This window comes from Psychrobacter sp. TB20-MNA-CIBAN-0197, assembly GCF_040309765.1.
In the GTDB taxonomy this organism is placed as follows: domain Bacteria; phylum Pseudomonadota; class Gammaproteobacteria; order Pseudomonadales; family Moraxellaceae; genus Psychrobacter; species Psychrobacter submarinus.
The window spans coordinates 1-26217 of record NZ_JBEOPC010000014.1 but is presented as its reverse complement, the minus strand read 5'-3'; the positions used below and the strand labels follow the sequence as shown (position 1 = coordinate 26217).

The following is a 26217-nucleotide window of genomic DNA, read 5'->3' as shown; positions in this document are numbered from 1 at the left end:
TTTGTATCTAGTATCTAGCTATTATTAAGTCTTTATACAGCATTTATGCGCTAAAACTATCTAGCCAAGCGTATGCTTGTCAGCTTATACACGATAGTTAGGCGCTTCTTTAGTGATTTGCACATCATGGACGTGCGACTCTTTCATACCTGCTGAGGTGACTTTTATGAATTGCGGATTGCTACGCATCTCCTCAATCGTCGCACTACCTGTATAACCCATCGATGAGCGCAGACCGCCGACCAATTGATTGACGATACCGGCGACTGGACCTTTATAAGGTACACGGCCTTCGATGCCTTCTGGGACTAGTTTTTCTACGCCATCTTTGGCATCTTGGAAGTAACGATCCGACGAGCCGTTTGATCCTGACATCGCGCCTAAGCTACCCATACCGCGGTAGGCTTTGTAATAACGGCCCTGAAATAGCTCAACTTCACCAGGAGCTTCTTCGGTGCCAGCCATTAAGGAGCCGACCATAATACAAGAAGCGCCAGCGGCAATGGCTTTTGCCATATCGCCTGAGTAGCGAATACCGCCATCAGCGATTAGCGGAATGCTATCTTTTAGGGCACTGGCCACATTATCAATCGCCGAGATTTGCGGTACACCGATACCGGCAATGATACGAGTGGTACAGATAGAGCCTGGGCCAATACCGACTTTTACCGCATCGGCGCCAGCATCACGTAGTGCGAGTGCTGCGTCGCCTGTGGCAATATTGCCACCGATGACCTGAATATGCGGAAAGTTCTTTTTGATCCAAGATACCTTTTCGATGACACCTTTAGAGTGACCATGAGCAGTATCAACGACTAGTACATCGACGTCAGCGGCAATCAAAGCTTCGACGCGGGTCTCAGTATCCGCGCCAGTACCGACAGCAGCACCAACGCGCAGACGACCTTTGTCATCTTTACAAGCATTGGGGTTATTTTCAGCCTTTGCAAAGTCATTGACCGTAATCAAACCACGCAGACGAAAATCATCATCAATAACGATAACTTTTTCGATGCGATGCTCATGCAGCAATTTTTTGATATTCTCATTGCTCTCACCTTCATGAACGGTCACTAATTGCTCTTTTGGCGTCATGATCTCACTGACAGGCTGTTTTAGATTGGTCTCAAAACGCCAGTCACGGTGAGTGACGATACCGACCACTTTATCGGTGCCTTTTTCTACGACCGGTACGCCTGAGATGTTATTGTCCTCAGTCAGTCTTAGTAGATCGCCGATAGTCATCTCAGGATGCACAGTAATAGGATCGACGACCGTACCGGCTTCAAACTTTTTGACGCGGCGTACTTGCGTGGCCTGCTTGTCGATATCCATGCTTTTATGCAAAATACCAATACCGCCCAATTGCGCCATAGTGATGGCCATCTCAGACTCAGTCACCGTATCCATAGCAGCCGAAACTAAGGGTAGATTCAAAGTAATATTTTTGGTCAAGCGCGTAGTGAGGTCGGCAGATTTTGGCAGGACTTCAGAATAGGCTGGTAACAATAACACGTCATCAAAAGTTAAGGCTTCATCGACAATACGTAACATACATACCCCTAATAGTGGCTATTTTGATGGGTGGGAGCTAATTGCAAGACGATAGAGGCGTAAATATAACGCAGCAGCTATTTTGATGTCATCTTGATATCTTAGTTATCCCTTTAAAATAACGCCATATTATAGCAAATATAACACCCTCTCACAGGTTATTTTTAGCGCTGATTTGCAGGCGCTCTTACACTTTTGGTCTATTTTTACTAGCGATGATATGAGTTTAACTGTCTTTAAAGGTTATCCGCTCCGCTGGCAGGTATGGCTTTTGTTCTGCATGGAGATACGCTAGCATGACCTCACGAACTTCACATTCAAGCGTCCAAGCATTCAGTGGGCTATCAGAAGCTAGCGCGCCGCGTAGCGTAATCGTATCTTCGTTGACGGCGGTGGCGATGAGCTTAGGCTCAGTCTCGCCATCCCAGAGCTTATTGTCTTTGACCACCTCAATGAATTTTTGTCTAATCACCTCAATATCGACGCCATAATCTACATAGAGATAGACCGGTCTTGTTTGATGAGACTCCGTATGCGACCAGTTCTCGACAATCTCAGTGACAAAGTGGCGCATCGGGATGATTAACCGCCGCTCATCCCAAGTTTTGAGTACTGCATAGGTATATCGCAGATCCTCAATAGTCGTCCAATCGCCTTCCATCATCACCGTATCAGCAATGCGTACAGGCTGGGTAATAGCCACTTGCATGCCAGCGATAATATTGCCCAAAGTAGGCTGCGCCGCCACGCCAATTACTACCCCAGCAATACCCGCTGACGTTAATAAAGTCTTTCCTAAGCCCTCGACATTGGTAAACTCACTAATACCAATCCAAATACTGCCCAAGATCATGACAAAAATAAAGACTCGTCTAAATATCGAGACATAAGTGAGACGAATACGGTATTTATCGTACTGCTCTTCACCCAAACTATCGATTTGTAAGTCTTGATAGCGATTGGCAAAAAAATGAATAATCCGAATACCTAGCCATACCGTACTGATGACTAAAAACACCCAAATGATCGGCCGCGTCGCAGTCGCTACTGCATCAAGATAAGGAAAGCCGCCAGAAGCCAAGGTATAGACTAGAGAGAAGCTAATGGTCAAGGTCAAAGGTACCGTCAGTTTACTGGCCAAATCTCTAACACTGCGGCGCCCTACGCTCTCACTTTTTTGCTCATCGTTTTTACTTGCTCCCATATTGATAAGCTTGCCAACGCCTGTACTTAGCAGCCATCCTAAACCCATCGTCGTTAAGAAAAACAACAGCAAAGCACAGTATTCCCATATCGCAATACCGAAGAGACGCGCGGTCAGTATTACGGGGAGATAACGCTCAAACTTAGCGGGCTGATACTGCTCATATAGATTGTCTATATTGCCAACCGTGTGAGCCGAGAACACCCAAACCGGCTGCTGGTCACCGACGCGGACACGCTCTATAGAAATAGGTACTCGGCGCTCACGATAATCCATATAGCCCAAGCGTATCGAGCGCCGCGGGATGCCGCGCACGCTACTACTGCTGCCTATCGTCGGCTCAATCAAACCATCGGGACGATCGGGCATATCATTGAAGACATACAGCTCGTTTTTACGCAATAAATAGTCTAGACGTTTTGCTAGCTCAACGCCGCGGTTTGGCTGGCGCTCACTATCAATCAGGTTCATATTCAGCGCATAAGCGGCCAACCCGAATTGCTGCTTCATAATAGCGGATTGAAAAAACTCCATCGTCGCTAGTGGACTTGATAAATGCGGCGGCTCAGATAAAGGTGGCAAACCTGCGTTAAGCTTGTTTAGAGGGTAATAGTTGGGGTTATAATCTCCTACAATCTCAGTATCGCCTTGTAAATACCCAGCTTGCGGCACCGCTATCTTTTCTGAGGGATCAATAACCTTGTTAATCATTTTGCTAGGGTTGATGTCCTCCAGCTCGATACTGCTAATCTTATCTTCAGCATAATCAACGATATTATCAGGCTGAGTGGTGATTGATATCGGCGAGCTATCGGCCGTATTAGCTTGGCTATCTTGGCTATTTTCTGCAGCATATACAGGTAGGCTGATAAGCAATAGCACTAACCAGGCCATCAATGCATGAACTAGCATCATGCTGCTTGAGCGCACTGAGCGTATTGAGAACACTGAGCACATAGCCACTTCGGCATTAGCGGTGCTATCGAAGCAAGAATTGTTAAGCATAAACGCGTCTCGCTTAGCAGTATAAGGCATCAGCTTGCGCCGCTCAGCACTACGGAGTCTACCAGCACTACAAGGTATAAAGGTATGAAACTTAGTCATATTTATAATTTTCTAGCAAAAGTATGTTGATAAGTTAAAGCAGTCCTTAACATAAAGCCAGTATAGAACTGACTTTATTTGTTAGTCTACGTATATTACCTGCCTTACTTATATAGCCTGCTCTCTACAAAAAACAGGGCTTGAGTATCTTTCTTCATGTCTCTTTTTTACTTTTTACTCTTTATTTTTTAAGCATCTTTGAAGGTAATGCGCTCAGCAGGCAGATAAGGCTTTTGTTTATCATAAAGATAATTTAGCATCTGCTCTCGTATCTCATACTAAAGGTATTGGCATTGAGGGCTATCGCTTATTAAACTACTTTAAACATAAGCTAGTTCAGTCCATCAAAAAAAAGCCAGCTCTAAGCTGGCTTTCTCTATGTGTATTTGTAGTTATCTTGGTAATTTTGTCCGTTTATGGCAGCAGCGGTGTTAAGCGCGGCGCCAAGTCGTGCCAGCGCTACTATCTTCAAGCTCAATGCCCGCCTCTTTTAGCTGCATTCGTATCTCATCAGCCCGAGCGTAGTCTTTGTTGGCTTTGGCATCGCCGCGCTCAGCAATCAGCGCATCGATAGCATCATCACTAAGACCATTCTCTGACTTTTCGCCGATAACGGCTTGCAAAAACTGTTTTGGCGGCTGCTGTAGGATATTTAATGATTTGGCAAGCGCGCGCAGCTGCTGCGCTAACTGCCAAGCCTTGTCCGTATCTTGCGCTTTAGCTGCTTTATTGACTTCACTGGCTAAGCTAAACAACACGCTAATAGCCGCTGAACTATTAAAATCATCATTCATAGCCGCGATAAAGTCTTGACCTGCCGCGCTTTGATACGCTTGGTTGATAAGCTCTTGGTCAGCCTCAAGCGCTTGACTTTGATGTTGTTCAGCGATTTTTAGTGCATTATATAATCTGCTTAGGCTATTATGCGCTTCATCCAAAGCGCTATCTGAGAAGTTGACTTGGCTGCGGTAGTGACTCGACAATAAGAAGAACCGCACGGTCTCAGGATGATATTTGTTCGTGACTTCGCGTATAGTAAAAAAGTTGCCCAAAGACTTAGACATCTTTTCACCATCGACATTAATAAAGCCAACGTGCATCCAGTTATTAGCGTACTCGCAGCCCGTTGCCGCCTCAGATTGGGCAATCTCATTTTCATGATGCGGAAACTGCAGGTCATGACCACCGCCATGGATATCAAAGGTATTACCCAAGCATTTCGTCGACATCGCAGAGCACTCAATATGCCAGCCCGGACGCCCTTGCCCCCAAGGAGAAGTCCACTGCGGCTCGCCCGCTTTTGCCGCTTTCCATAAGACAAAATCAAAAGGATTACGCTTGATATTTTCAACCTCAACGCGAGAGCCTGCTTGCATCTCATTCAGCTTGCGCTTAGAGAGTTTGCCATAGTCGGCGAAGCTATCGACAGCGTAATAGACATCGCCATTATCAGCAGCATAAGCATAATCACCTTCGATTAACGTGGTGATCATTTGCTGCATCTCATCGATGTGATCGGTAGCTCTCGGCTCTGCATCCGGACTCAAGCAGCCAAGCGTGGCAGCATCGTCATGCATCGCTTTTGTGAAGCGCTGTGTCAAAGTGCCGATATCTTCATTATTTTCGATAGCGCGCGCGATAATTTTGTCATCGATATCCGTTATGTTGCGTACATAGTTGACCTCATATCCTAACTGACTAAGCCAGCGCACTACCATATCAAAAGCCACCATCACTCGCGCGTGACCGATATGACAGTAATCATAAACCGTCATGCCGCAGACATACATGCCTAACTTGCCAGCAACTAAGGGCTGCAAGGGCTGTTTGCGAGCTGTCAATGAGTCGTATACAACCAGCCGGGACTGCGCATCGGTAACTGAGGTAGTCATAACAAATTAGCCTTTTGATAAAATGAAGTGATATAAATTTTAACGCATTATCTTAGCGAAAATGGACATAAAATACTACAATGAGCGTAGGACGTTATTAAATAAAACCGTTAATTAACCGCCCTCGCAGCGCGTTATGCAGCTAAAATACAATAAACTGAAATACAATAAACTGAAATACAAAAATCTAGATACAAAAGCTAAGGAGCTCTAAATGGGCAATCGTTTAAGTAAGATATACACCCGCACTGGTGATGATGGTAGCACAGGTATGGCAGATGGTAGCCGCGTCAGCAAAGCCGATATACTCTTTACAGTGATGGGTGATATCGACGAGCTCAACTCGCATGTTGGCTTAGTACGTGCCCAATTAACGCAAATGAACACGGCGGCTACTCAAGAGACAGCTCAGCATTTATCCCTTATCAAAGAGTCAGATTTTGCGCACGCTTTAGTAATTATTCAGCATTTACTATTTAACATTGGCGGTGAGCTGGCGATGCCAGAGTATGAAGGCGTAAACGAGACTCATATAGACTGGTTAGAGCAGCAGATAGATACCATGAATACTCGCTTGCCGCCGCTCAAAGACTTTATTTTGCCTACAGGGTCGGTATTGGTTAGTCAATTGCACATAGCGCGCACTGTATGCCGCCGCGCTGAGCGTCAAGCGGTGTTGTTACAGCAGCAGCGCCCGCAAGCTATCCGTAGTACCGCTGTCAGCTTGATTAATCGGCTATCTGATTGGTTATTTGTCGCGGCGCGTTTTTGTACTGATCCTGCTCAAGTCTCGGAAGTCTTATGGGATAGTCAAGTGTTACAAAAGCTTGATAACGATAAATAATGTTCTGTTATCTGTCGTTTATAATTAATGACTCTTTTTATTAAAACTAGTTTATTAAACTAGCCTTAAACGAAATTCTAAAACCCGCTTTGAAAATAACAAACAATCAAAAAGCGTCTATAACTTCAAGCTATAGACGCTTTTTTTAACCACTGATGCTTAAGACATGATTTTTAAGACAATCATAACCTTTAGTAAGTGGCACTATCGTCTTCGATGATGACCATATCGATGCTCTCATCTTCAGGTACGACTTTTGGAAGTGCAGACTCTACTGGGTTATCATCATTTGTGATAGCCGCTGCCGTACTCTCTTCATTCGCACTGCCGCTTTGATTGATTGATGGCGGCGCTGGTGGTGTTGGCGGCTCGGCTCGACGAATAGGCTCAACTGGCGTCACCGTTCTAGGCTGACGGATGGTCTGATTCTCTTGTCTGTCTGACACAGCAGCTCTACGCTCAGCTGCCGCCTCTGCACGTTGATTCGCTGCTTGTTCATCTAGCACGGTTTTGAGTGATGAGCCTGCCATAACATCAGCGACTATGCCGATTAAAGCCGGTTGTCCTGCGATACGCGCTTGCACTAGGCCGTTTTGAGCACCAATGACATAGCTAAAAGCATCGTCTACTAACATGTTATTATTGATACGGATATTTTCTTTAGCCAATCGTGATTGCAAGCTTGGCTTGTTATTAGATGAATCTATTTGGCTGGCTTGGTATAAGTCTTCGCTAGGCAAAGTCATGCTGACGCTCGCCTGACAAGTGGTCATGCCATTGGTATTGGCTTGTTGTAAAACCGCTGCGTTTTGCACATCAATCTTGATATTACCCACTTTAGTATCGAGCATACTATTACTAATAGCCACGTCTGCGTTGTTGGCATAGTTAGTTGCAAGCGTTTGCGCTTGTTGATCTAACGTGTTCTTTAGTGCGGTTCTGAGACGGTCTTGAACCATAGGATCATCACACTTCATTACGGGTGCAACATCAGCATCATCGGCGGCTTGCTGCTCAGCAGTAATATCCGTAGTATCGGCGCTGTCTTCATCGTCTGGGCGACTACAGCCTGCAACGGCTAAACCACATACTAAACCAATACCAGCAACCTGCTGCCATTTCATCCACTTATTTTTGACTACGCTCATACTCATTTAGCTCCTGAGATACTGACCTTTTTATAACTGCCTTTAAGCTCTTTATCGTTACTTACGCTTTATAAATCATCACCCTTTTACAGATAGTCTTTTACCCAATCTAAGGATAAGCTCTATCTGTTATCTACAGTCTTGTACCATAGATAATTTTAAAATGGCAACTTGAAAGAATAGCGACTTTAAAGAATGGCACTTCATTGAAAATGAAATCATTATACGGGGTTTGGCTAAGATGTTCAGCATGACGATTTCCAGATATACAAATAAAAGCCCTTAATCGATATAAAACTAGCGTTAGTTGCAAAAACACAACACAGAACGCTTAAAGGCACTGTGATTATTTATTGACCGTCAAAGCAAGCAGTCTATCATAAAAGGTAGCTCAGATAGGTATAATAACCTGCTTTGATCATGCAAAAGACTCTTACCTTATTATGATAAATTTTAAAAAAACGCAGCTCCTTGGGCATCGCGGTGCCCGCGTGGAAGCCCTAGAGAACACTTTATTCGGTTTTCAACACGCTAAGCGCTTGCAAGCAAGGGGCTTAGCAGGTGTTGAGCTCGATGTGCAGCTCACCGCTGATGGTCATTTAATTGTTTTTCATGATGACACCTTACAGCGTCTATGCGGCCTGCAAGCAAGAATTGACCAATTAAGCCTGCGCGAGATTCAACGTCACACCCAATCGGGCCATCATATCATTACGCTCGATATGCTAGCGCAGTCTCTACCGCTCTCGATGTTTGCCCCTGCATTCAAACCTCAACGTCAAGCGCTCAATAGTCTGTTAGGTGTTAATACCATCAGCAGTGATAAGGCTTATGAGATCACAGAATTAAGCAGTCAGGCTCATACTTTGAGTCAGTTTACTCATATCGAGCTTGAGATTAAGACTCACAATCGCACTGATCATACCAAGCTTGTGCAAGCGTTACTGCGCTACTTAGTCAATAGCCCGTTATCAAGCCTGCCGTTGGTATTAACGAGCTTTGATAAAACCCTACTCGCCCAATTGCAGCAGCATCCGCAGCTCTCATCGATATCTCGCGGCCTATTAGTGCTTGAGCCGAGTCTTATCTCATCAGCGCCCAATACCGCGCTGCGATTAGGCTGTACTCAACTGGGTATTCATTATCCGCTGCTAAACAAGCAAACCATCGCTAATTGTCATCGTTATCAGTTGCCGGTGAGCGCTTGGACGGTCAACGACATCAGTACGATAAAACAGCTGATAGAATGGCAAGTCGATGTCATTATCACCGATATTCCTTCGCAATTATTATGACCCTAGCGTTGAGAGTTCCCGATTGATATTTTGTTATAAGTTATAGCGTTTGCCTAAATAACAGCATGCGATATCTGCTTTCTAAGCGCGATACCTTGTGTAACATATCTCCGCACAGTTTTACACTTTCGCTGAACACCTGATAGCTAACGTGGTTTTCTCTATAGATATACCATAACTCATACAAGTTATTGTTATTTAGCAATATTTTTCTAGTGCATATCTGTTCACTTTACTGTGTTTTTAGGGTAATATGGACGCTGAAATTAATACCGTTAGGGATATTACATGATTGCTAAAAAAGTAATAGGTTTACCACTTAAAGGCTTACGTCTCGCTATGAAGTCTGGTGATACGCTTATACAAAACGCTGGCACTCAAGCGCTACGTGTTAAGACATGGTTTGACAATAACAAGAGCAACACCAATACAGCAGCAGAAACTCAATTTGCGGCTACAAGCGGCTACAAGAATGCAAACTCTGCAGCCAACTATGAAGGTGTTGACCCTCTTGAGCTTGAATTCCAAAAGTCGCCCATTAATTTAGTACCTGCTATCTTTTTGATAGCAACGCCTATTGCAGCGGCAGTTATTACCCCTTGGTATTTATTGACTCATGAAGTCAGTGCGCCAGTCTGGGGTGTGTTTGGCGCCTTTATGGTCTGGACTGGCCTTAGTATTACCGCAGGCTATCACCGTCTGCTGTCGCACCGTGCGTATAAAGCCCATCCTATTGTCAAAAACTTTTTATTGCTTGGCTCAACCCTAGCGGTACAAGGTTCAGCCTTTGATTGGGTGTCAGGTCACCGCACCCATCATCGTCACGTCGATGATCGTATGGAAGACCCGTATTCAGCGCAGCGTGGGTTTTTCTTTAGTCACATTGGTTGGATGCTACGTAACTACCCTAGCGGCCGTTTTGATTACAAAAACATCCCTGATTTGACTAAAGATAAAGTGCTACAAATTCAGCATAAATACTATGGTCTTTGGGTGCTCGCGACTAACGTAGCTATGGTCGCAGCCGTAGGTTGGTTGATCGGTGACGTTTGGGGTACGCTGGTGTTAGCAGGCCTGCTACGTCTAGTGCTGACACATCATTTTACTTTCTTTATCAACTCTTTATGTCATATGTTTGGGACGCGTCCTTATACCGATACCAACAGTGCCCGTGACAACTTCTTTTTGGCGATATTTACATGGGGTGAAGGCTATCATAACTACCACCACTTCTTCCAATACGATTATCGTAATGGCGTTAAATGGTGGCAGTACGATCCAACGAAGTGGCTGATTGCCGGTTTATCTAAGCTTGGTTTAACCTCAGATCTGCGCACCGTTGATGATACGACGATTAAGCATGCTGAAGTACAAATGCAGTTTAAGCGTGCGCAGCAACAAATCGACAAAGCAACTTCTGAAGGTCTTGATATTCCGCAAGCAATGCAAAATTTCCAAGACCGTATTAAGCTTGAATACGATGCGTTTAAGCAAACCGTTGAAGAGTGGAAAGCGCTAAAAGCCAAAGCGGTTGAGATGAAAAAGACAGACTTTGCCGATCGCTTACACGAAGTGGATGATAAGCTTAAGCACGAATATATTAAAGTTGAGCAAAAAATCTTTGAGCATAATAATAATCTCAAAACCGCATTTCGCTCCATTGGCTTTAACAATAAAGCCGCTTAGTTTGTACTAAGTTAGTGTTAAAGCTAATATTTAAAAATTACTACTTTTCTCCTACCCTCTAACTGTTATAGTTAGGGGGATTTTTTTGCTCAATTTATCGATAAAAAATAGGAAGCCGTTATGCGCTACCAAAATAGCTATGCCCAATTAGATCCGCGTCTATATCATAAGCAGCCACCAAGCGCTCTTAACAACCCGCGCGGCGGCCACTTCAACTCACAAGTCGCTGAGCAATTAGGCTGGTCAACTGATCAAGAGTTAATGGAGCGCTGGGTCGAAATCGTCGGCGGAGAGTATGTGCCTGAGGGTTTTGAGCCGCTGGCGATGGCTTACGCCGGTCATCAGTTTGGGCAATGGGCGGGACAACTGGGCGATGGGCGCGGGTTGCTTATGGCACAGGTGCTAGATAATAATGACACCCTCCAAGACTTGCACCTCAAAGGAATCGGTCTCACGCCTTATTCACGAATGGGAGATGGCCGGGCGGTGCTGCGTAGTACTATCCGTGAGTACTTATGTGGTCATGCTTTTGCGCAATTGGGTATCCCTGCCTCCAATGCGTTAGGGTTTGTGGTCTCAGATACGCCTGTACGCCGCGAAACCATGGAAGCCGGCGCCGCTTTAATGCGAGTAGCAGATAGTCATGTACGCCTTGGTCATGTCGAATGGATAGCGAGCTTTGCACCGGACTTACTCGGTGAGTTTACTGATTATATGATCGATACTTACTATCCGGAGTGCCGCGATGCTGAGCAGCCGGTACTGGCATTTTTAAGTACTGTTGTCGAGCGTACCGCGCGTATGATTGCCGATTGGCAGCTGATTGGCTTTGCCCATGGGGTAATGAATACCGACAATCTATCAATTACTGGCAGTACCTTAGACTTTGGGCCTTTTGGCTTTATGGAGCGCTTTAATCCGGCTTGGATTAATAACCACTCCGATCACACAGGGCGTTACGCTTATCAGAACCAGCCCGCTATTGGATATTGGAACCTAAACGTTTGGCTAACGCATTTTATGCGTCTTGAGGGCGTGACTCGTGAGACTCTAGCAGACTGCTTAGCACCTTATGAGACAACCTTTATGCAGCATTACCAACAAGGTCTGTGCCGCAAGCTCGGACTGCCGCACGAGCAAGACAGTTTAGTGCTAGCGTTTGAGTGGTTAAGCTTATTAGAGGATAACCTGCTCGATTATACCAATAGCTTTCGCGCTTTATTAGGCTTGGTTGCTCCTGATACACACCCTCATGAAAAGCAACTATTAGCGACTATAAGCCATGAACTACCGCCAGAGGCGCTAGCAGTTTGGCAAGACTGGCGGCAGCGCTATCTAAACCGACTTGCTACCTTAGCGACCGATGAGGTAATCGAGAGTTTGAAAAACAACAATCCAGTCTACGTGCTGCGTAACGAGATGGCACAGCGCGCTATTACGGCTGGCCAGCAAGGTCAATTCGATGAAGTGGCTAGAGTTTATGACTTGTTAAGCCGGCCTTATGAAGTACAAGATATCGCCACTGATCTTGATACGACTCCTCCTGCACCTGACGCGCCGCAATTGCCGATTAGCTGCTCTTCATAGATGACTTGTCATGTTATTTTAATTTGTACATTTAGCGCCGGTTGACTAGGCAGTGAATTGACATTGATGCTAGAATAGTTATTTTTTTAGCGCAAGGTGTTTATCTGCCTAGCTAACCCCTGTGTGCTTTTAAAAATTTGGCTTTATCCTAGTCATTATTTTATGGATAACAGCCTGTCACAGTCTTAAGGCGCTGATATTAGCCTTTTTTATGAGTCAGCTCGAAGTACCCTTTTTTATGACCCCTCTGGATCTCCTATAACCATTTTATCCTAACTATGGCCATTATTATGAATGACGATACCTCCTTGAATACGGACAGCCCAGCTTCAGAAATCGAACAGTTTGAACAAGCGGCTCTTCATTACCACTCGCATCCTCGTCCAGGTAAAATCTCAGTCACTCCTATCAAGCAGCTCGCCAACCAACGCGACTTAGCGCTTGCTTATTCACCAGGGGTTGCCGTACCTTGTCTTGAGATCGAAAAAGATCCAAAACTGGCGGCTAAATATACGGCTCGTAACAATCTAGTGGGTGTCATCACTAACGGTACCGCAGTACTTGGCCTAGGCGATATCGGCCCTCTAGCTTCAAAGCCTGTGATGGAAGGTAAAGGCGTCCTATTCAAAAAATTTGCCGGTATCGATGTTTTTGATATCGAAATCGCGCAAAACGATCCTGACAAGTTCATCGAAGCAGTAGCATCTCTTGAGCCGACTTTCGGTGGTATCAATCTTGAAGATATCAAAGCACCAGAGTGCTTCAAAATCGAGCGTGAACTGCGCGAGCGTATGAACATTCCCGTCTTTCATGATGATCAGCATGGTACTTCTATTATCGTGGCCGCCGCTTTACTCAACGCTCTAATATTGATCGATAAAAAAATCGAAGAGATTAAGATTGTTTGTTCAGGAGCGGGTGCTGCCGCTATCTCTTGCCTAGATATTATCTGTGCCCTAGGCGTTAACAAAGACAATATTTTTGTCTCTGATTCACGCGGTATTATATCTACTAGCCGTGATAATCTTGATGAGTCCAAGCAGCGCTATGCCCGCGATACAGATGCGACGACTATCGAAGAGGTTATGGATGATGCCGATATGTTCTTAGGCTTATCGATGCCTGGCATTTTGACTCCTGATATGGTCAAACGTATGGCAAAAGACCCTATCGTCTTTGCACTTGCTAACCCAACGCCTGAGATTATGCCAGAGCTTGCGCACTCCGTACGTCCAGACGTTATTATGGCGACCGGTCGTTCAGACTACCCTAACCAAGTCAATAATGCCCTGTGCTTCCCTTATATCTTCCGCGGCGCCTTAGATGTTGGCGCGACCGCCGTTAACGAAGAGATGAAGATCGCTTGTGTTCGGGCTATTGCAGCTATGGCTCACGTTGAGGCTACCCCTGTCGGTAATGTCAAAAATACGGATAAGATGCGCCGTTTTGGCCGCGATTACTTGATCCCAGGACCACTCGAGCCAAACTTAATCATTGAGATTGCTTCTGCTGTGGCGCAAGCGGCAATGGACTCAGGCGTCGCTAGCCTGCCTATTTTAGATATGAAAGCCTATCGCCAACAGTTGTCTGAGTTTGTCTATAACTCAGCGTTTGTGATGAAGCCTATCTTTGCGCGCGCCAAATCTGATCCTAAGCGTATCGTTTACTGTGAAGGCGAAGATAATAACGTGTTATTAGCTGTACAAGTTGTGGTCGATGAGCAATTGGCTCAGCCTATTCTTGTTGGTCGTCCAGCTGTGATCGAAGCCAATATTGAAAAGCTTGGCCTGCGTCTACAAGACGGCGTCAACATAACTATCGTCAATCAAGATGATGATCCACGCTATAAAGACTACTGGCAAGGCTACTATGAGAAGAACAAACGTAAAGGTGTCAGTATAGAGCTGGCTCGCCGTGATGTTCGCCGTAAGACCTCGCTTATCGGCTCTTTATTGGTCGAAAATGGCGATGCCGAAGGCATGATCTGCGGTACGTTTAGCTATTATCAGCTGCATTTAGAATATGTACAAAACGTCATCGGTAAAAAACAAGGCGTTAGTGATTTTTATGCGATGAACGCGGTACTTATGCAAGATCGTAATATTTTTATTGCCGATACTTATATCCATGAAGACCCGACTGCTGAACAATTGGCCGAGATGACGGTACTGGCCGCAGAACAGCTTGAGCGCTTCGGTATCACCCCAAGAGTCGCTTTGGTATCGCACTCAAACTTTGGCACCTCAAACCGCGAAAGCGCGGTAAAAATGCGCAAAGTCTATCAGTTATTGACCGAAATGAATGTCAGCTTTGACTTCGATGGTGAGATGCAAGGGGATGCTGCGCTTGATGAGCATATCCGTATAGAAGACTTCCCTTCTACCGAATTTAGAGGCGCGGCTAATCTGCTCATCCTACCAACGCTTGATGCAGCAAATATCGCCTTTAACTTGCTAAAGACAGCAACCAATAGCGCTTCCATCGGTCCTATCTTATTGGGTGCTAGTAAGCCTGTGCATATCCTAACGCCATCAGCGACCGCTCGCCGTATTGTCAACATGACTGCGCTTGCCGTCACCGAAGCGCTGGACTTAGAAGAAGAGCAGAAGTAATCTAGCGGTTTTGATAACTGGCCGTTTTGATAACTGGCCGTTTTGATAACTAGCCGTTTTGATAACTAGGAGCACTTACCATTTAGTAATAAGTGCTATGCTATAATAAAACCAGCTAACGTCGCGCGTTGGCTGGTTTTTTTTGGTTAAAATTTAGGTTTTAGAGGTGAGCATGCAAGTGTACTTGGTAGGCGGTGCGGTTCGCGATGGGCTGCTTGGTCGCCCTGTGACTGACAAAGACTTTGTAGTGGTAGGCAGTAGCGTCGAGCAGATGCTAGCTGCAGGGTTTCAGCAAGTAGGCGCAGACTTCCCAGTATTTTTGCACCCAACCTCGCACGAAGAGTATGCGCTTGCCCGCACTGAGCGCAAACAAGGACACGGCTATCAAGGATTTAGTGTTCATGCCAGCCCTGACGTGACGCTACAACAAGACTTGCAGCGCCGCGATTTGACCATCAATGCGATGGCAATCGAGGTGACCAGCTTAACCGATGACACCCCTATCACAGGCGAAGTTATCGATTATTATGGCGGCCTATATGACATTGAACAAAAAACCTTGCGCCATGTCTCAGACGCTTTTGGTGAAGACCCGCTACGAGTGCTGCGAGTGGCGCGTTTTTATGGTCGTTATCATGCCTTAGGGTTTAGTATCAGTAGTGACACTTTGCAATTGATGCGCAAGTTGGCTACTTCTGGTGAGCTTGCGCATTTGAGTTGTGAGCGCGTTTGGCAAGAATCTAGCCGCGCTACTATGCAGGTCTCTCCTCATATTTACTGGCAGACGCTATTTGACATTGGTGCGCTTGATGACTATTTTGCACCGCTGGGCCAAGCATGGCAAAACACCACTGTTAAAGAAACCGTACAAACCGCTTTGTATTTCGCCGGTCAAATGCAGTTGAACCTCTCACAGCGTTGGGCCTTGCTTATGGCGAGTCTCGATGACGCTTTGTTTCATTTAAAAAACGATGCAACCACAGCTTCTAAGAGCATCTCTAGCCTAGGTCAAAGCGCCAAAGTACCCAAAGCGCATACTCAGTTTGCTAGTCTTTTTGTCGAGCAGGCGCAGCAGCTAAATAACATAGATGAGCTGAACGCCGCACAAAAGATTGATCTTATTCAAGCTTGTAGCGCGCACAAAGCCCCTGAGAAGATCTCGCAATTATTAGTCACTAGTCAAGTGCTACAGTTGGCCATTCATCACCGGCAAATGATGCTAGCGCTGAGTAGTTATCATGCTATTGGTATGCCTGATATTGCAGGCGACCTAAAAGGCCCAGCTATTGGGGCGGCTCTGCGCGGCGCCCGTATCCAGCACCTGCAAGCTCAAGATGAGCAAACCTAGCTTATGACAGATCTTGACACTGCCCCCGTTATACTCGTCACTGGCAGCGCTAAGCGTATTGGTGCAGCTATTGTTAAAGCTGCCCATCGTCAGAACTACCGTGTTATTATCCATTGCCATAATAGCCAGTCTGAGGCACAACAACTCAGCGACGAGCTCAATCAGATACGTCCGCATAGCGCCAAAGTATTAATCGCAGACTTATCCGTGATTAATGCTAAAGACCGCTTAGACGCTTTTGTCAAAGCTAGCATCGGTGCGTTTGGTCAGCTTGATGTACTCGTGCACAACGCCTCTCGCTTTTACCCAACTCCTATAACCTCTATAACTAGTATCGATAATGAGCAATGGGATGAGCTGTTTTTAACTAATGCTAAAGCGCCTTTGATACTCAGCCAAGCGCTACTACCCTACTTGCAGGCTCAGCAAGGCTGTATCATTAGCCTGCTCGATATTCATGCGCACAACAAGCCCTTTAAAGATTACACTGTTTATAATATGGCAAAGGCGGCCCAGCGGATGATGGTACAGTCGCTAGCGCTTGATCTAGCACCAAGCGTACGTGTCAACGGTGTAGCACCTGGGGTTAATGTCTTACCTGAGACTGATAGCGATCAAGCGCTTGAGCCTACGCTGCAGCATAGTATCGTTGACTCCATACCTCTACAGCGAATCGGTAAACCTGAAGACATTGCTCACAGCGTACTATATTTAATACAAGCCAGCTATGTCACCGGACAGATTATCGATGTTGATGGTGGACGTGGTCTGACCCTAGCAGGTGGTAAGTATTAAAATTTAGTAAATAGTTATAATTGTGCTTATCTTTTACTTGAAAAATTAGAGAAATCAGGTATCATTGTGCGTCTAACGTTAGGGCCCATAGCTCAGTTGGTTAGAGCAGAGGACTCATAATCCTTTGGTCGTAGGTTCAAGTCCTACTGGGCCCACCACATTCAAACCCTTACAAGCATTGGCTTGCAAGGGTTTTTTATTGTCTAAAATTTATGTAAAAGCATTGATGTAATTGTTTTTTTGATACTATCTTGATACTTTGATCCTTATAGTAATTGAAGTATGATAATTACTGACACTATGGTTATTTGCTGCTGCATAGGTGATATATGAAGGTTAAACTTACCAAAAAATTTATTGATTCAATAGACTATACCGCTAAAGGTACCGATATCTATATGGATGATGTATTGACTGGATTTGCACTACGTGTAGGTAAGCAGTCTAAACGCTATACATTACATAAGCGTATAAATGGAAAGCTATATCGAGATGAAGTAGAAGAAACGCACTTAATCACGCTAACCGAAGCACGTGAAAAAGCCAGTATAATGATGGCAAATATAAAAAAAGGTATGCATGTTTATGACGGGCTTCATGAGATCTTTGAAGACACTAAAGATAAGACTGATAATGTACCAACATTGAGAGATGCATATACCTACTTTAAATCAGCAAAGACTAACTTGGCTAAAAATACTATTACTGATTATGACCGTCAAATACTACAGAATCTGAAAGACTGGCTAGATACATCTTTAAACGATATATCTAAGTCAATGATAAGTGATAAGCATAAAGAGCTCAGCAAGCATAGTAAATCTCAGGCTAACGCAACTATGAGAGCTCTAAGGTCAGTTTGGAATTATTGCCGTGATAGCTTTTTAGATGATAACGAAGACTTTTTAATTAAAGAACAACCAGTACGCATACTTAACGCCAAGAAAGATTGGAATATAGTTAAGCCGCGTACCAAACATGTTGAAGAAGAATATTTAGGTATGTACCTCAAAACACTTTTGAATTATGTTGATAGAAGCTCACACATGCAAGCGCCCCATAGCAATAATGCACGAGATATTATGCTACTTTTTATGTTCACTGGTGTGCGTTTAAATGAAGCGCAGCCCTTAAAGTGGTCTGACGTCGACCTTAAAGCCGGCAGGATAGTATTCAAAGCTACAAAAAATGGCTCTAACTATCATATGCCTACTAGTGATATTCTACAGGCTATACTTAAGGAAAGGTGGAGGTTGAGTTCAGGCAAGCAATGGGTATTTCCAAGTCACTTGAAAGACAGCAATGATCATATAAAAGATTTAAGCCGTAGTTATAAGGCCATAAGCAATCAAACAAACTTATATATTACGCCACATGATTTGCGCCGCACTTTTGGAACGGTAGCTAATAACTCAAGCATCAGCTATCCAGTCCTTAAACGCTTGCTAAATCATCGTGAAGCTAAATCGAGCGATGATGTCACTCTACAGTATATTCAAGTATCACAGCGCCAATTAAGAGACGCTTTAAACTCAATAGAAGCTTTTTATTGTAAGCATGCTGGCATGACGCAAGATGAAATCATCATTAAGTATTACTAATTTAATAAGGTCTTAAGAAGATCACTATAAAAATATCATCAGCTGATTTAGTAAAAACAAGCCGTGATGGCGACCAGTCCCATTACCTGTACTCATTTATAATAGCTCTATTACTGTCGTTTGCAAGAGTTTAATCAACGCAATTAGCGCTTCTCTGTGATGGGTTTTACTACTACTCTATTTTATAAGCAGTATACTTCTTAGTATGATAAATTGGACTTTCATAGCAGTGAGAGCAGTCATTGTTTGATCGTGCTTTACGTTCAGTTTCGGGTACGCTGTGTTTGACTAAATATAATGATAAATATTTAACTATTTACGAGTAGCCATTATGAGTATTAAAAGCTTACCCGACTATCCATTACTAAAAAAGCTCGCCGAAGCTCTTTGGCGAAATGAAACGTCATATCAAGGCGCTGCTATTATGGTGGGCTCTGGTTTTAGTAGAAGCGCTGCTAGTAGTGGTGATATAAATAGTAAGTTACCTTTGTGGAATGACCTTCTAAAGGTACTATCAAAAGATTTAGGATCCGATCCATGGGGCGATCCTCTACGAATCGCTGAGGAATATAGTTCTTACTTCGGCGAACAAGCATTGAAGGATGTAATAGAGCAAACTGTTAATGACCCTGCATGGATACCAGGCGATTTATACGGCTCATTGTTAAAGCTGCCTTGGACAGAAGTGCTTACAACTAATTGGGATACGCTGTTAGAGCGGGCAGCATCTGATATTTATAAACCCATCTACAGTATTGTCAATAAACCTGAAGATCTATCCTCTTCTCGCTCTCCTAGAATCGTAAAATTACATGGCACAGTACAAATTTCTCATAATCTGATATTTACTCAAGAAGACTATCGACAATACCCAAAGACTCATGCAGCATTTGTAAACCTAGCTCGTCAAGTATTTATCGAAAATGAGTTTTGCTTACTAGGATTTTCAGGTGATGATCCTAATTTTTTACAATGGGTTGGTTGGGTCAGAGATCATCTAGCTAGTCATGCTCGTCGAATTTACTTAGTGGGCGCCTTAGATCTGAGTCCAGCTAAGCGCAAATACTTAGAGTCAATCAATGTGGCACCTATTGATTTATCAACTCTAGTTAGACACTTGGACAACCATGATGAAAAACATCGTAAAGCAACCAAGATGTTTCTCGACACTCTTCAGATACTCAAGCCTAAAGATAGCTGGGATTGGCGACCAACTTCGATTACTCGTAAAACTATTCCAGAAAACGAAATAAGTAGAGTCCATAAGGATCATAGCTATGCAGCAACGTTACTAGAGAATCAGCTAGATCAACTTACTAAAGATAGAGAGTCTTATCCAGCATGGTTGGTATGCCCTTCTAGTATAAGGTCGAGCTTACAGAATCAGATTAATGATCCTTTTCCAAACTCTAAAAACTTGTCTGAAATGGAACCTGATTTGCGTTCAAAGATGCTTTACGAAATCGTATGGCGTAACATCATTACCTTCAGTGTGGATGCCATACATCTAGCTGAAGAGCTTCTAGAAATTTGTGATCCTTCTCAACCTAGTGGACTAACCAGCAAACAACAGATTGAAATAGCATTATGGCTTTTTAGGAGTACACGCTGGTTTGATGATAACGATTATAAAAAGATTAACTCAAGAGTAGCTCAGATTTTAAACACAGTTAAACTAAACTCTTTAGAAGTGAAAAATGAAATACACTATCATAAAGCTATCTTAGCTAGAGAAAGCTTTGATTACTCTGATTTAGAAAAATTAGTTGAAGAGATTGAAGTCATAGACCCATCATGGGGTATGAAAAAAGCATCGCTTCTAGCCGAGTTAGGTAAATTTGACGAAGGTGAAAAACTTTTAAAAAATGCATACAAAGAACTCAAATTACAATCTCGAAATGATCCAACGTCAGTTTATGTCTTATCACGTTTAGCTTGGGTTAGTTTTCTTCTTCAAGGAGCTAGTTTCTTTAACCGTAATGATTTAGAAGTAAAGCCTAATGATTTTGATTTTATGAAATCAAACCCTTGGAGCTATCTTGAAAATATTAGAAAAGAGTTATCAAAAGACTTGGGCGAACAAATAAAAAACAATAGTGTAGAGCCTGCTTTTCAACCTGGAGTATATACAGATCATACTAAGTCAATAGTATTTAATAACGGATTGCCTTCTATTCTACTCGTTGAAGGACTAACAAATACTGTTGGAATCCCTATCAAATGGAGAAACGTCAATATCATTGGTGATATGATAGCGAATTTAGCTAAGCTAGACAGTTTGGAAGATAAAAACCGTTTTTTGTATGCTATACGAGCATCAAGCTCAGACTCCACAGACATACTCAAAACAACCTTATCACGAATTAATATTGCAAAGCTAACAGGAGAGGATTCAAGATATTTATTAGATCAGACGTTTAAAGGTTGTATTTATTGGCTAGAAAAAATCATTCAAACTAATAATGAGTCTGCATACTATTATTTTAGTAGATTACAAGTTTTTATGGAGGCTTTAGCTAGGTTCGTTATACGGGCGGAGCCGGATATGGCTATAGAAGTATTTAAGTGGAGTTGTAGTATTGCAATCATAGATAAAATTAAAAACTTTTGGTTGTCTAAACCTTATAGCCATCTCATAGAATACAGTTTACTAGCTATACCAGATAATCGAAAGTTGGAGATATTTGAAGATGCTCTCTTATTTCCTGTAGCTACCGAAGTGAGTATTGATAATGATTTTGGTCAGAGATGGCCAAACCCTGTTGTAAAATCACCTCCCGTAAGAAATGATAGTCTTAAAATCAGTTCACGTTTAGATGAAATCATAAACCATATTTCTCCGAATAATGAGGACAGCGTTCATGCTTTAATAAAGCTATTTCCTTTAATTGAAAACAACTATTTGAATGCTAACGAGTTAGAATCTATAAAATGGAAAATATGGGGAAATCCAGCCAACTACAATTTCATTCCTAAACTAGGTATTTTAGACCATGCTTTGTTAGGACTATCTGGCAATGATAGTAAAGCGTTGGCTTTAGTTGTCAGAAAACATCTTTTTAAAAGTAATGATCTAATTAATATCCATACGCTTATAGCGATTAAAAATCTTGTTTTGAATGAAAAATATAGAGAACTGCCTACGAAGAAACAGTCTAACAAGATATTCAATACTTTAATTGCATGGCGGCCCACTGCAAAAGACACTGATATTCCTGAATTTTTTATAGATAATACGGAAGAACGTTTGGCCAAGGAAATTGCATATACTTTGAACCATGCTATAACACCTTATTTAAGCAAATCGAAATTAAATGAAAATAATTTGAATAAATTGATTAGTTTTTATAAAGAAACAGAAGGTTTTGAGGTGCTATCATCGTTTATCTATTTTACTAAGAGTTGTGATGTAGCTATTGATATTCTTACAAAAGATATTCGTGAAGGTTTCTATAAAGAAGATACAAGAAGAGTTGTATCATCAGCAACTGCTTTATTGAACTGGTGTAAATTAGACTTTAACGATGCATTGAAGCCATTAATTTCAAAGTTAATTTATTCAATAAATTTGAATCGCACTAGTGGACTTACCTCATTGATATATATAGCTAATGAGCTCTACTCTCTGGCATATTTAAGTAATGAAAATATTTCAACACTAATTGAAGTCATTCCAATAATTTTTGATGGTAGTGCCTACGAAAATGTAAATCCAGCCAGCCATTTAGCGATTAACATTACTTCAGTTAGAACTGAAAGTATTAAACTTGCTCGAAATCTACTAAAAAACTATCCAGATAGTGAATTAAAAAGGATCATCGATGAAGCCAAAACAGACCCTCTACCAGAAGTAAGATTTGCATAAATGGAAAATAAAAATACTTCACAGTCTCCAGAGCTTGCCGGTGGTGATGGCTTTATCTATGAAGGTCATGTCATGGCCTTTTATTTAACTGCATTGTTAGCTGAAGCGAGTGCACCTGGCTGTAATGGTACGGTAGTAAATGTAGCTAGCCAGCAAAGAGACTTCGGCTATCCTTTAGATGACGTCATAATAAAGTGGATAGACGCATCAGATCGAATTGGAACAACTAGCTTGCAGGTCAAACGCGACCTGACGATTAGCTCTGCTGACACTAATAAGAATTTTAGAGATGTAATACGTGATAGTTTAACTAGTTATCAAGATGCTAGTTTTAATAATGGTGTAGATAAGTACGGAGTGGCAGTTAGTGAAATATCCTCTGCTAAATTTCGTGATCTAGGGTTTCTCTGCCAAATAGCTGTTGAAAGTGGTGATATTGAACACTTTGAGCAACGGTTTAGTCCTAATGGGAACGCTAGTGCGGATATTAAAGTTGTTAGAGAAGCCATATACCAGCTATTGGATGAGTTATCTGCTACTCCGTTGATACCTGCTGAAAAACATGATTTTCTAAAACACTTTATTATTGTGAGGTTTGACTTTCTACATGACGGTGAAGTTGACGCTCATGTAGGAACACGATACCTTCAATCGCAATTACCGAATAATAGTAATATATCACCTGTATTGGTCTGGTCCCATATTTACGAGTTAGGAAGAGAGTCTGCAGGAAAGGCAGGTCAGTTTGATAGGGTTCGTTTAGTCCATGAGTTATGTAAGGTTGTTAAACTCAAAGAAGGTAGAACTTTTGAGGAGCAGATTTCAAAAATAAAAGAGCTTACGAATACTTACTTACATCAAATTCAAAGCGATATTGATGGATATAGTTTAGATAGAAGTGGATTAAAATTAAAATTTTCTGAAGTGCTTAAAACGTCCCGTTTTATTCAGATAACAGGTATGCCAGGTACTGGTAAGTCTGCTCTGCTACGTAAAGAAATTGAGAGCTATTTAGAGAGCTCGTTTGTGTTGTTTTTAAAATCCGATCAATTGGTCGGTAAAAACTGGGCTCAATACGCTCAAAGCTCTGGGATACCTTCAACTCATAATCTAAAAGATCTATTAGTTGAAATTAAATCAGCAGGCACACCCATCTTGTTTATTGATGGTATTGACCGTGTTGACAGTCAGAATAGACCAATTATCGATGAGTTAATAAGTTTGATTTTAAATGACTCACTATTAATAGAGTGGAAAATAGTCGTTACCTTACGTGAGACAGGGCTAGAGCCGCTAAGAACATGGCTTGGGTCTGTTCTTAAGCAGGCTTCAATTGGCAACGTCACTGTCAATAAATTAGATGATAATGAAGCAAATATTCTCTCAAAACAGTTTCCGAATTTAAGAGGCTTACTTTTTAGTTCTTCTGAAAATGTAAAGCATGTCACTAGAACCCCATTTTTTGCAAAAATTCTATCTACGCTAAGTCTATCAGATGATACATCCCCAGATTCTGAACTAGATTTGATACATGAATGGTGGAAACGTGGCGGATATAGTGCGACGAGTCAAAAAGTCATAGATAGACAGAACGCTTTACTAGAATTAGCTGAGCATAAGGTTAAAAATCTTAGTAAATCCGTAAAAAGAAGATCGCTTAATAGTAACTCGGAATTAGATGAGTTAAACAGCGACGGTGTGATTAGAGTCGATAGTAAAAAAACTACAGTAGATTTCGCTCATGACATCTTTTTTGAATGGTCATTGTTGTACAATTTACTTGAAGCTGATAATGAATGGCTCAATAAAATTGAAGAGTTCGGTCAACCTCCAGCTATTGCTAGAGTCGTTGAGTTATTGTCTCAGCAGAAACTTGAAGGCGATGAATGGTCTAATGATATAAACAACCCTAAATTTAATGAGCTTCGCTCTCAATGGATGCGTGCGTGGTTGTTGGGAGCCGTCAGCCATCCAAATATAGCACAATACAGTGATCAATTTAGAAGCAAACTGGCTGAAAACGACTATGATCTCTATGAGAAGTTATTGGTTTGGTTTCAAGCAGAAAAGACACAGCCAAACCCGCTGATACTTGCTACTTCCAAAGATATAAAAGTTGCTACCTCTCTTGCGTGGCCGACTGACTTAACCCTATGGTTTCAAGTTATTATTTTTATATTAGAAGATACTCCTTCATTGCCAGAAAACATATATCCAAGAGTTGTCGATGTCTTTAAAGTTTTTCAAAACCTGGCAATAAATTTTGAAAACGCTACACAGCCTTCACAGGTTGTTATTGAGTTTTCATCCAAAATATTACAAATAGCTTTAGATTGGCTATCTGAAATCGAAGGGATAAAAGATCATCCTAGTACTCATAACTGGCAATTAGTTAATGACATAACAGGATTTAAAGATGCGCTACGTAATTTGATTATAGTGTCAGCAAATTCTAATCCAACTTTCATTCAAACCTATTTGAATAGGCTACTCGATCTAGATGAAATACCTAATGAGATTTTTAAATACATAATACATCTTTCTGGGTTTATCGCGCAGAAGCATCCCGAATTACTAGTAGAGCTATGTTTGAAAAAATTGTTATGTGAGCTACCGCTCGACAGGTATACGAGAAAGTGTGAAGAGAAAAATCGATCTCAAGAATACTGGGCACATTTAAATAGTATTCCAGTAGAAGACAGAACTGCTAAACAAAATAAGTCTCTTCAACTTAGATCATTATCTTTAAGTTCGTTTTCAACTGAGAGAATTAGTGATAGTGATTGGAATGACCTTTCTATTAATACTGACTTTCTTGATTTCTATCCTTCCTCTTCAACTAAAGAACCATTCCACTCGTTATTAAAACATGCTCCCGACTCTGGATTAAGACTAATTACAGAGCTATCAAACCATGCTAACACGGCTTGGCGACAGCTTCATGAGCTATCTGATGAAAAGCTCACACCAATTCCTATCACATTAGACTTTCCTTGGGGATCTCAAACTTTCTGGGGCAATGAGCAAGAATATATTTGGTCACGCCCATACTGGGTAAATGATACATTGTCATCAGCATTTATGACCCTAGAAAAATGGTGTTTTGAGCAGTTAGAAGCGCATGCGAATCTAGACGAGTTAATTCAAAAAATAACCAAAGATCATGAATCATTAGCCATCCTAAGTGTTGTGTCTGTACTCGCTCTTGAACAACAGTGCATTAGCGAAAGCATACTTCCTTTGGTGACAAATCAAAAAGTGCTTGATTTAGATTACTATCGATATACTCAAGACATACGTGGTTCATCATCAGACAGGAAAAGCTATAAATTTTGCTTGTCGAATTTACTAAGTGCATTCGTTTTTTCTAAATTTAGTGAGGAGATCAAAAAAAGATTAATTGGACTTGAAAACTTCCTACCATACAATTTTGAAGAACAGATGGATAATGCAGTAGTTACTGAAAGATTAATAGAACGAGCTAAATTTTACGCCGAATATGCAGATGAAGCTACTTATATAGTCCAACCTACTGAAAATGAAAATATAGTCGCTATTTCGCATCATAGCCCTTCTTTAAATAGTAGCAAAAACTTAGAAGAACATATAGTTAAGTCTTTATAAAATCGATACAGCCCATATCATAAAACAGTTTAGGGAGATTATTCTCCATCCACCCTTG

Annotated in this window: 14 protein-coding genes and 1 tRNA gene; 11 read left to right on the top strand and 4 right to left on the bottom strand. The window is 42.2% G+C overall.

From position 1 onward, the window contains the following. Positions 1-84: 84 nt before the first annotated feature. The 3 genes from guaB to cysS all read right to left on the bottom strand — a co-directional run bounded on the left by guaB (position 85) and on the right by cysS (position 5754). Complete coding sequence (guaB, locus tag AAEY83_RS05970; RefSeq protein WP_025645611.1) at positions 85-1554, bottom strand: IMP dehydrogenase; 1470 nt, start codon at positions 1552-1554, stop codon at positions 85-87. 226 nt (positions 1555-1780) lie between these two features. Then, entirely contained in the window at positions 1781-3763 is a 1983-nt protein-coding gene (locus AAEY83_RS05965; protein WP_227501983.1) for a mechanosensitive ion channel family protein, read from the bottom strand. Between the two features lie 530 nt (positions 3764-4293). Beyond that, positions 4294-5754, bottom strand: coding sequence for a cysteine--tRNA ligase (gene cysS / locus AAEY83_RS05960; protein ID WP_025645609.1), 1461 nt, complete (start codon positions 5752-5754; stop codon positions 4294-4296). 214 nt (positions 5755-5968) lie between these two features. Here cysS and AAEY83_RS05955 point away from each other — a divergent pair, with 214 nt between their 5' ends. After that, a complete protein-coding gene (locus AAEY83_RS05955; RefSeq protein WP_025645608.1) occupies positions 5969-6598 on the top strand; it encodes a cob(I)yrinic acid a,c-diamide adenosyltransferase in 630 nt (209 codons plus the stop codon). Between the two features lie 191 nt (positions 6599-6789). On the opposite strand, the gene AAEY83_RS05950 is transcribed toward AAEY83_RS05955, so the two are convergent. Next, positions 6790-7746: a hypothetical protein gene (locus AAEY83_RS05950; RefSeq protein WP_025645607.1), complete on the bottom strand. Its 957-nt coding sequence runs from the start codon at positions 7744-7746 to the stop codon at positions 6790-6792. Positions 7747-8189: 443 nt separating this feature from the next. On the opposite strand from AAEY83_RS05950, the gene AAEY83_RS05945 reads away from it, so the two are divergent. The 10 genes from AAEY83_RS05945 to AAEY83_RS05900 all read left to right on the top strand — a co-directional run bounded on the left by AAEY83_RS05945 (position 8190) and on the right by AAEY83_RS05900 (position 26159). Further along, a complete protein-coding gene (locus AAEY83_RS05945) occupies positions 8190-9041 on the top strand; it encodes a glycerophosphodiester phosphodiesterase (RefSeq protein WP_037059112.1) in 852 nt (283 codons plus the stop codon). Positions 9042-9329: 288 nt separating this feature from the next. Next, positions 9330-10727 (top strand): acyl-CoA desaturase, encoded by a 1398-nt coding sequence (locus AAEY83_RS05940; RefSeq protein WP_025645606.1) that lies wholly within the window; start codon positions 9330-9332, stop codon positions 10725-10727. A gap of 120 nt (positions 10728-10847) precedes the next feature. After that, entirely contained in the window at positions 10848-12314 is a 1467-nt protein-coding gene (locus AAEY83_RS05935) for a protein adenylyltransferase SelO (protein ID WP_025645605.1), read from the top strand. A gap of 290 nt (positions 12315-12604) precedes the next feature. Beyond that, positions 12605-14926: an NADP-dependent malic enzyme gene (locus tag AAEY83_RS05930; protein WP_025645604.1), complete on the top strand. Its 2322-nt coding sequence runs from the start codon at positions 12605-12607 to the stop codon at positions 14924-14926. Positions 14927-15098: 172 nt separating this feature from the next. Then, positions 15099-16274 carry a tRNA nucleotidyltransferase/poly(A) polymerase-related protein gene (locus AAEY83_RS05925; RefSeq protein ID WP_037059109.1) on the top strand — a complete coding sequence of 392 codons (1176 nt, stop codon included), beginning with the start codon at positions 15099-15101 and terminating at the stop codon, positions 16272-16274. Positions 16275-16277: 3 nt separating this feature from the next. Then, complete coding sequence (locus tag AAEY83_RS05920) at positions 16278-17069, top strand: pteridine reductase (protein ID WP_037059107.1); 792 nt, start codon at positions 16278-16280, stop codon at positions 17067-17069. Between the two features lie 81 nt (positions 17070-17150). Beyond that, a tRNA-Ile gene (locus AAEY83_RS05915) sits at positions 17151-17227 on the top strand. A gap of 171 nt (positions 17228-17398) precedes the next feature. Then, positions 17399-18670: a site-specific integrase gene (locus tag AAEY83_RS05910; protein ID WP_025645603.1), complete on the top strand. Its 1272-nt coding sequence runs from the start codon at positions 17399-17401 to the stop codon at positions 18668-18670. Positions 18671-19001: 331 nt separating this feature from the next. After that, positions 19002-22535: an SIR2 family NAD-dependent protein deacylase gene (locus AAEY83_RS05905; RefSeq protein WP_025645602.1), complete on the top strand. Its 3534-nt coding sequence runs from the start codon at positions 19002-19004 to the stop codon at positions 22533-22535. Beyond that, on the top strand, positions 22536-26159 hold the full coding sequence (locus AAEY83_RS05900) for an NACHT domain-containing protein (protein WP_025645601.1): 3624 nt from the start codon (positions 22536-22538) through the stop codon (positions 26157-26159). Positions 26160-26217 lie beyond the last annotated feature (58 nt).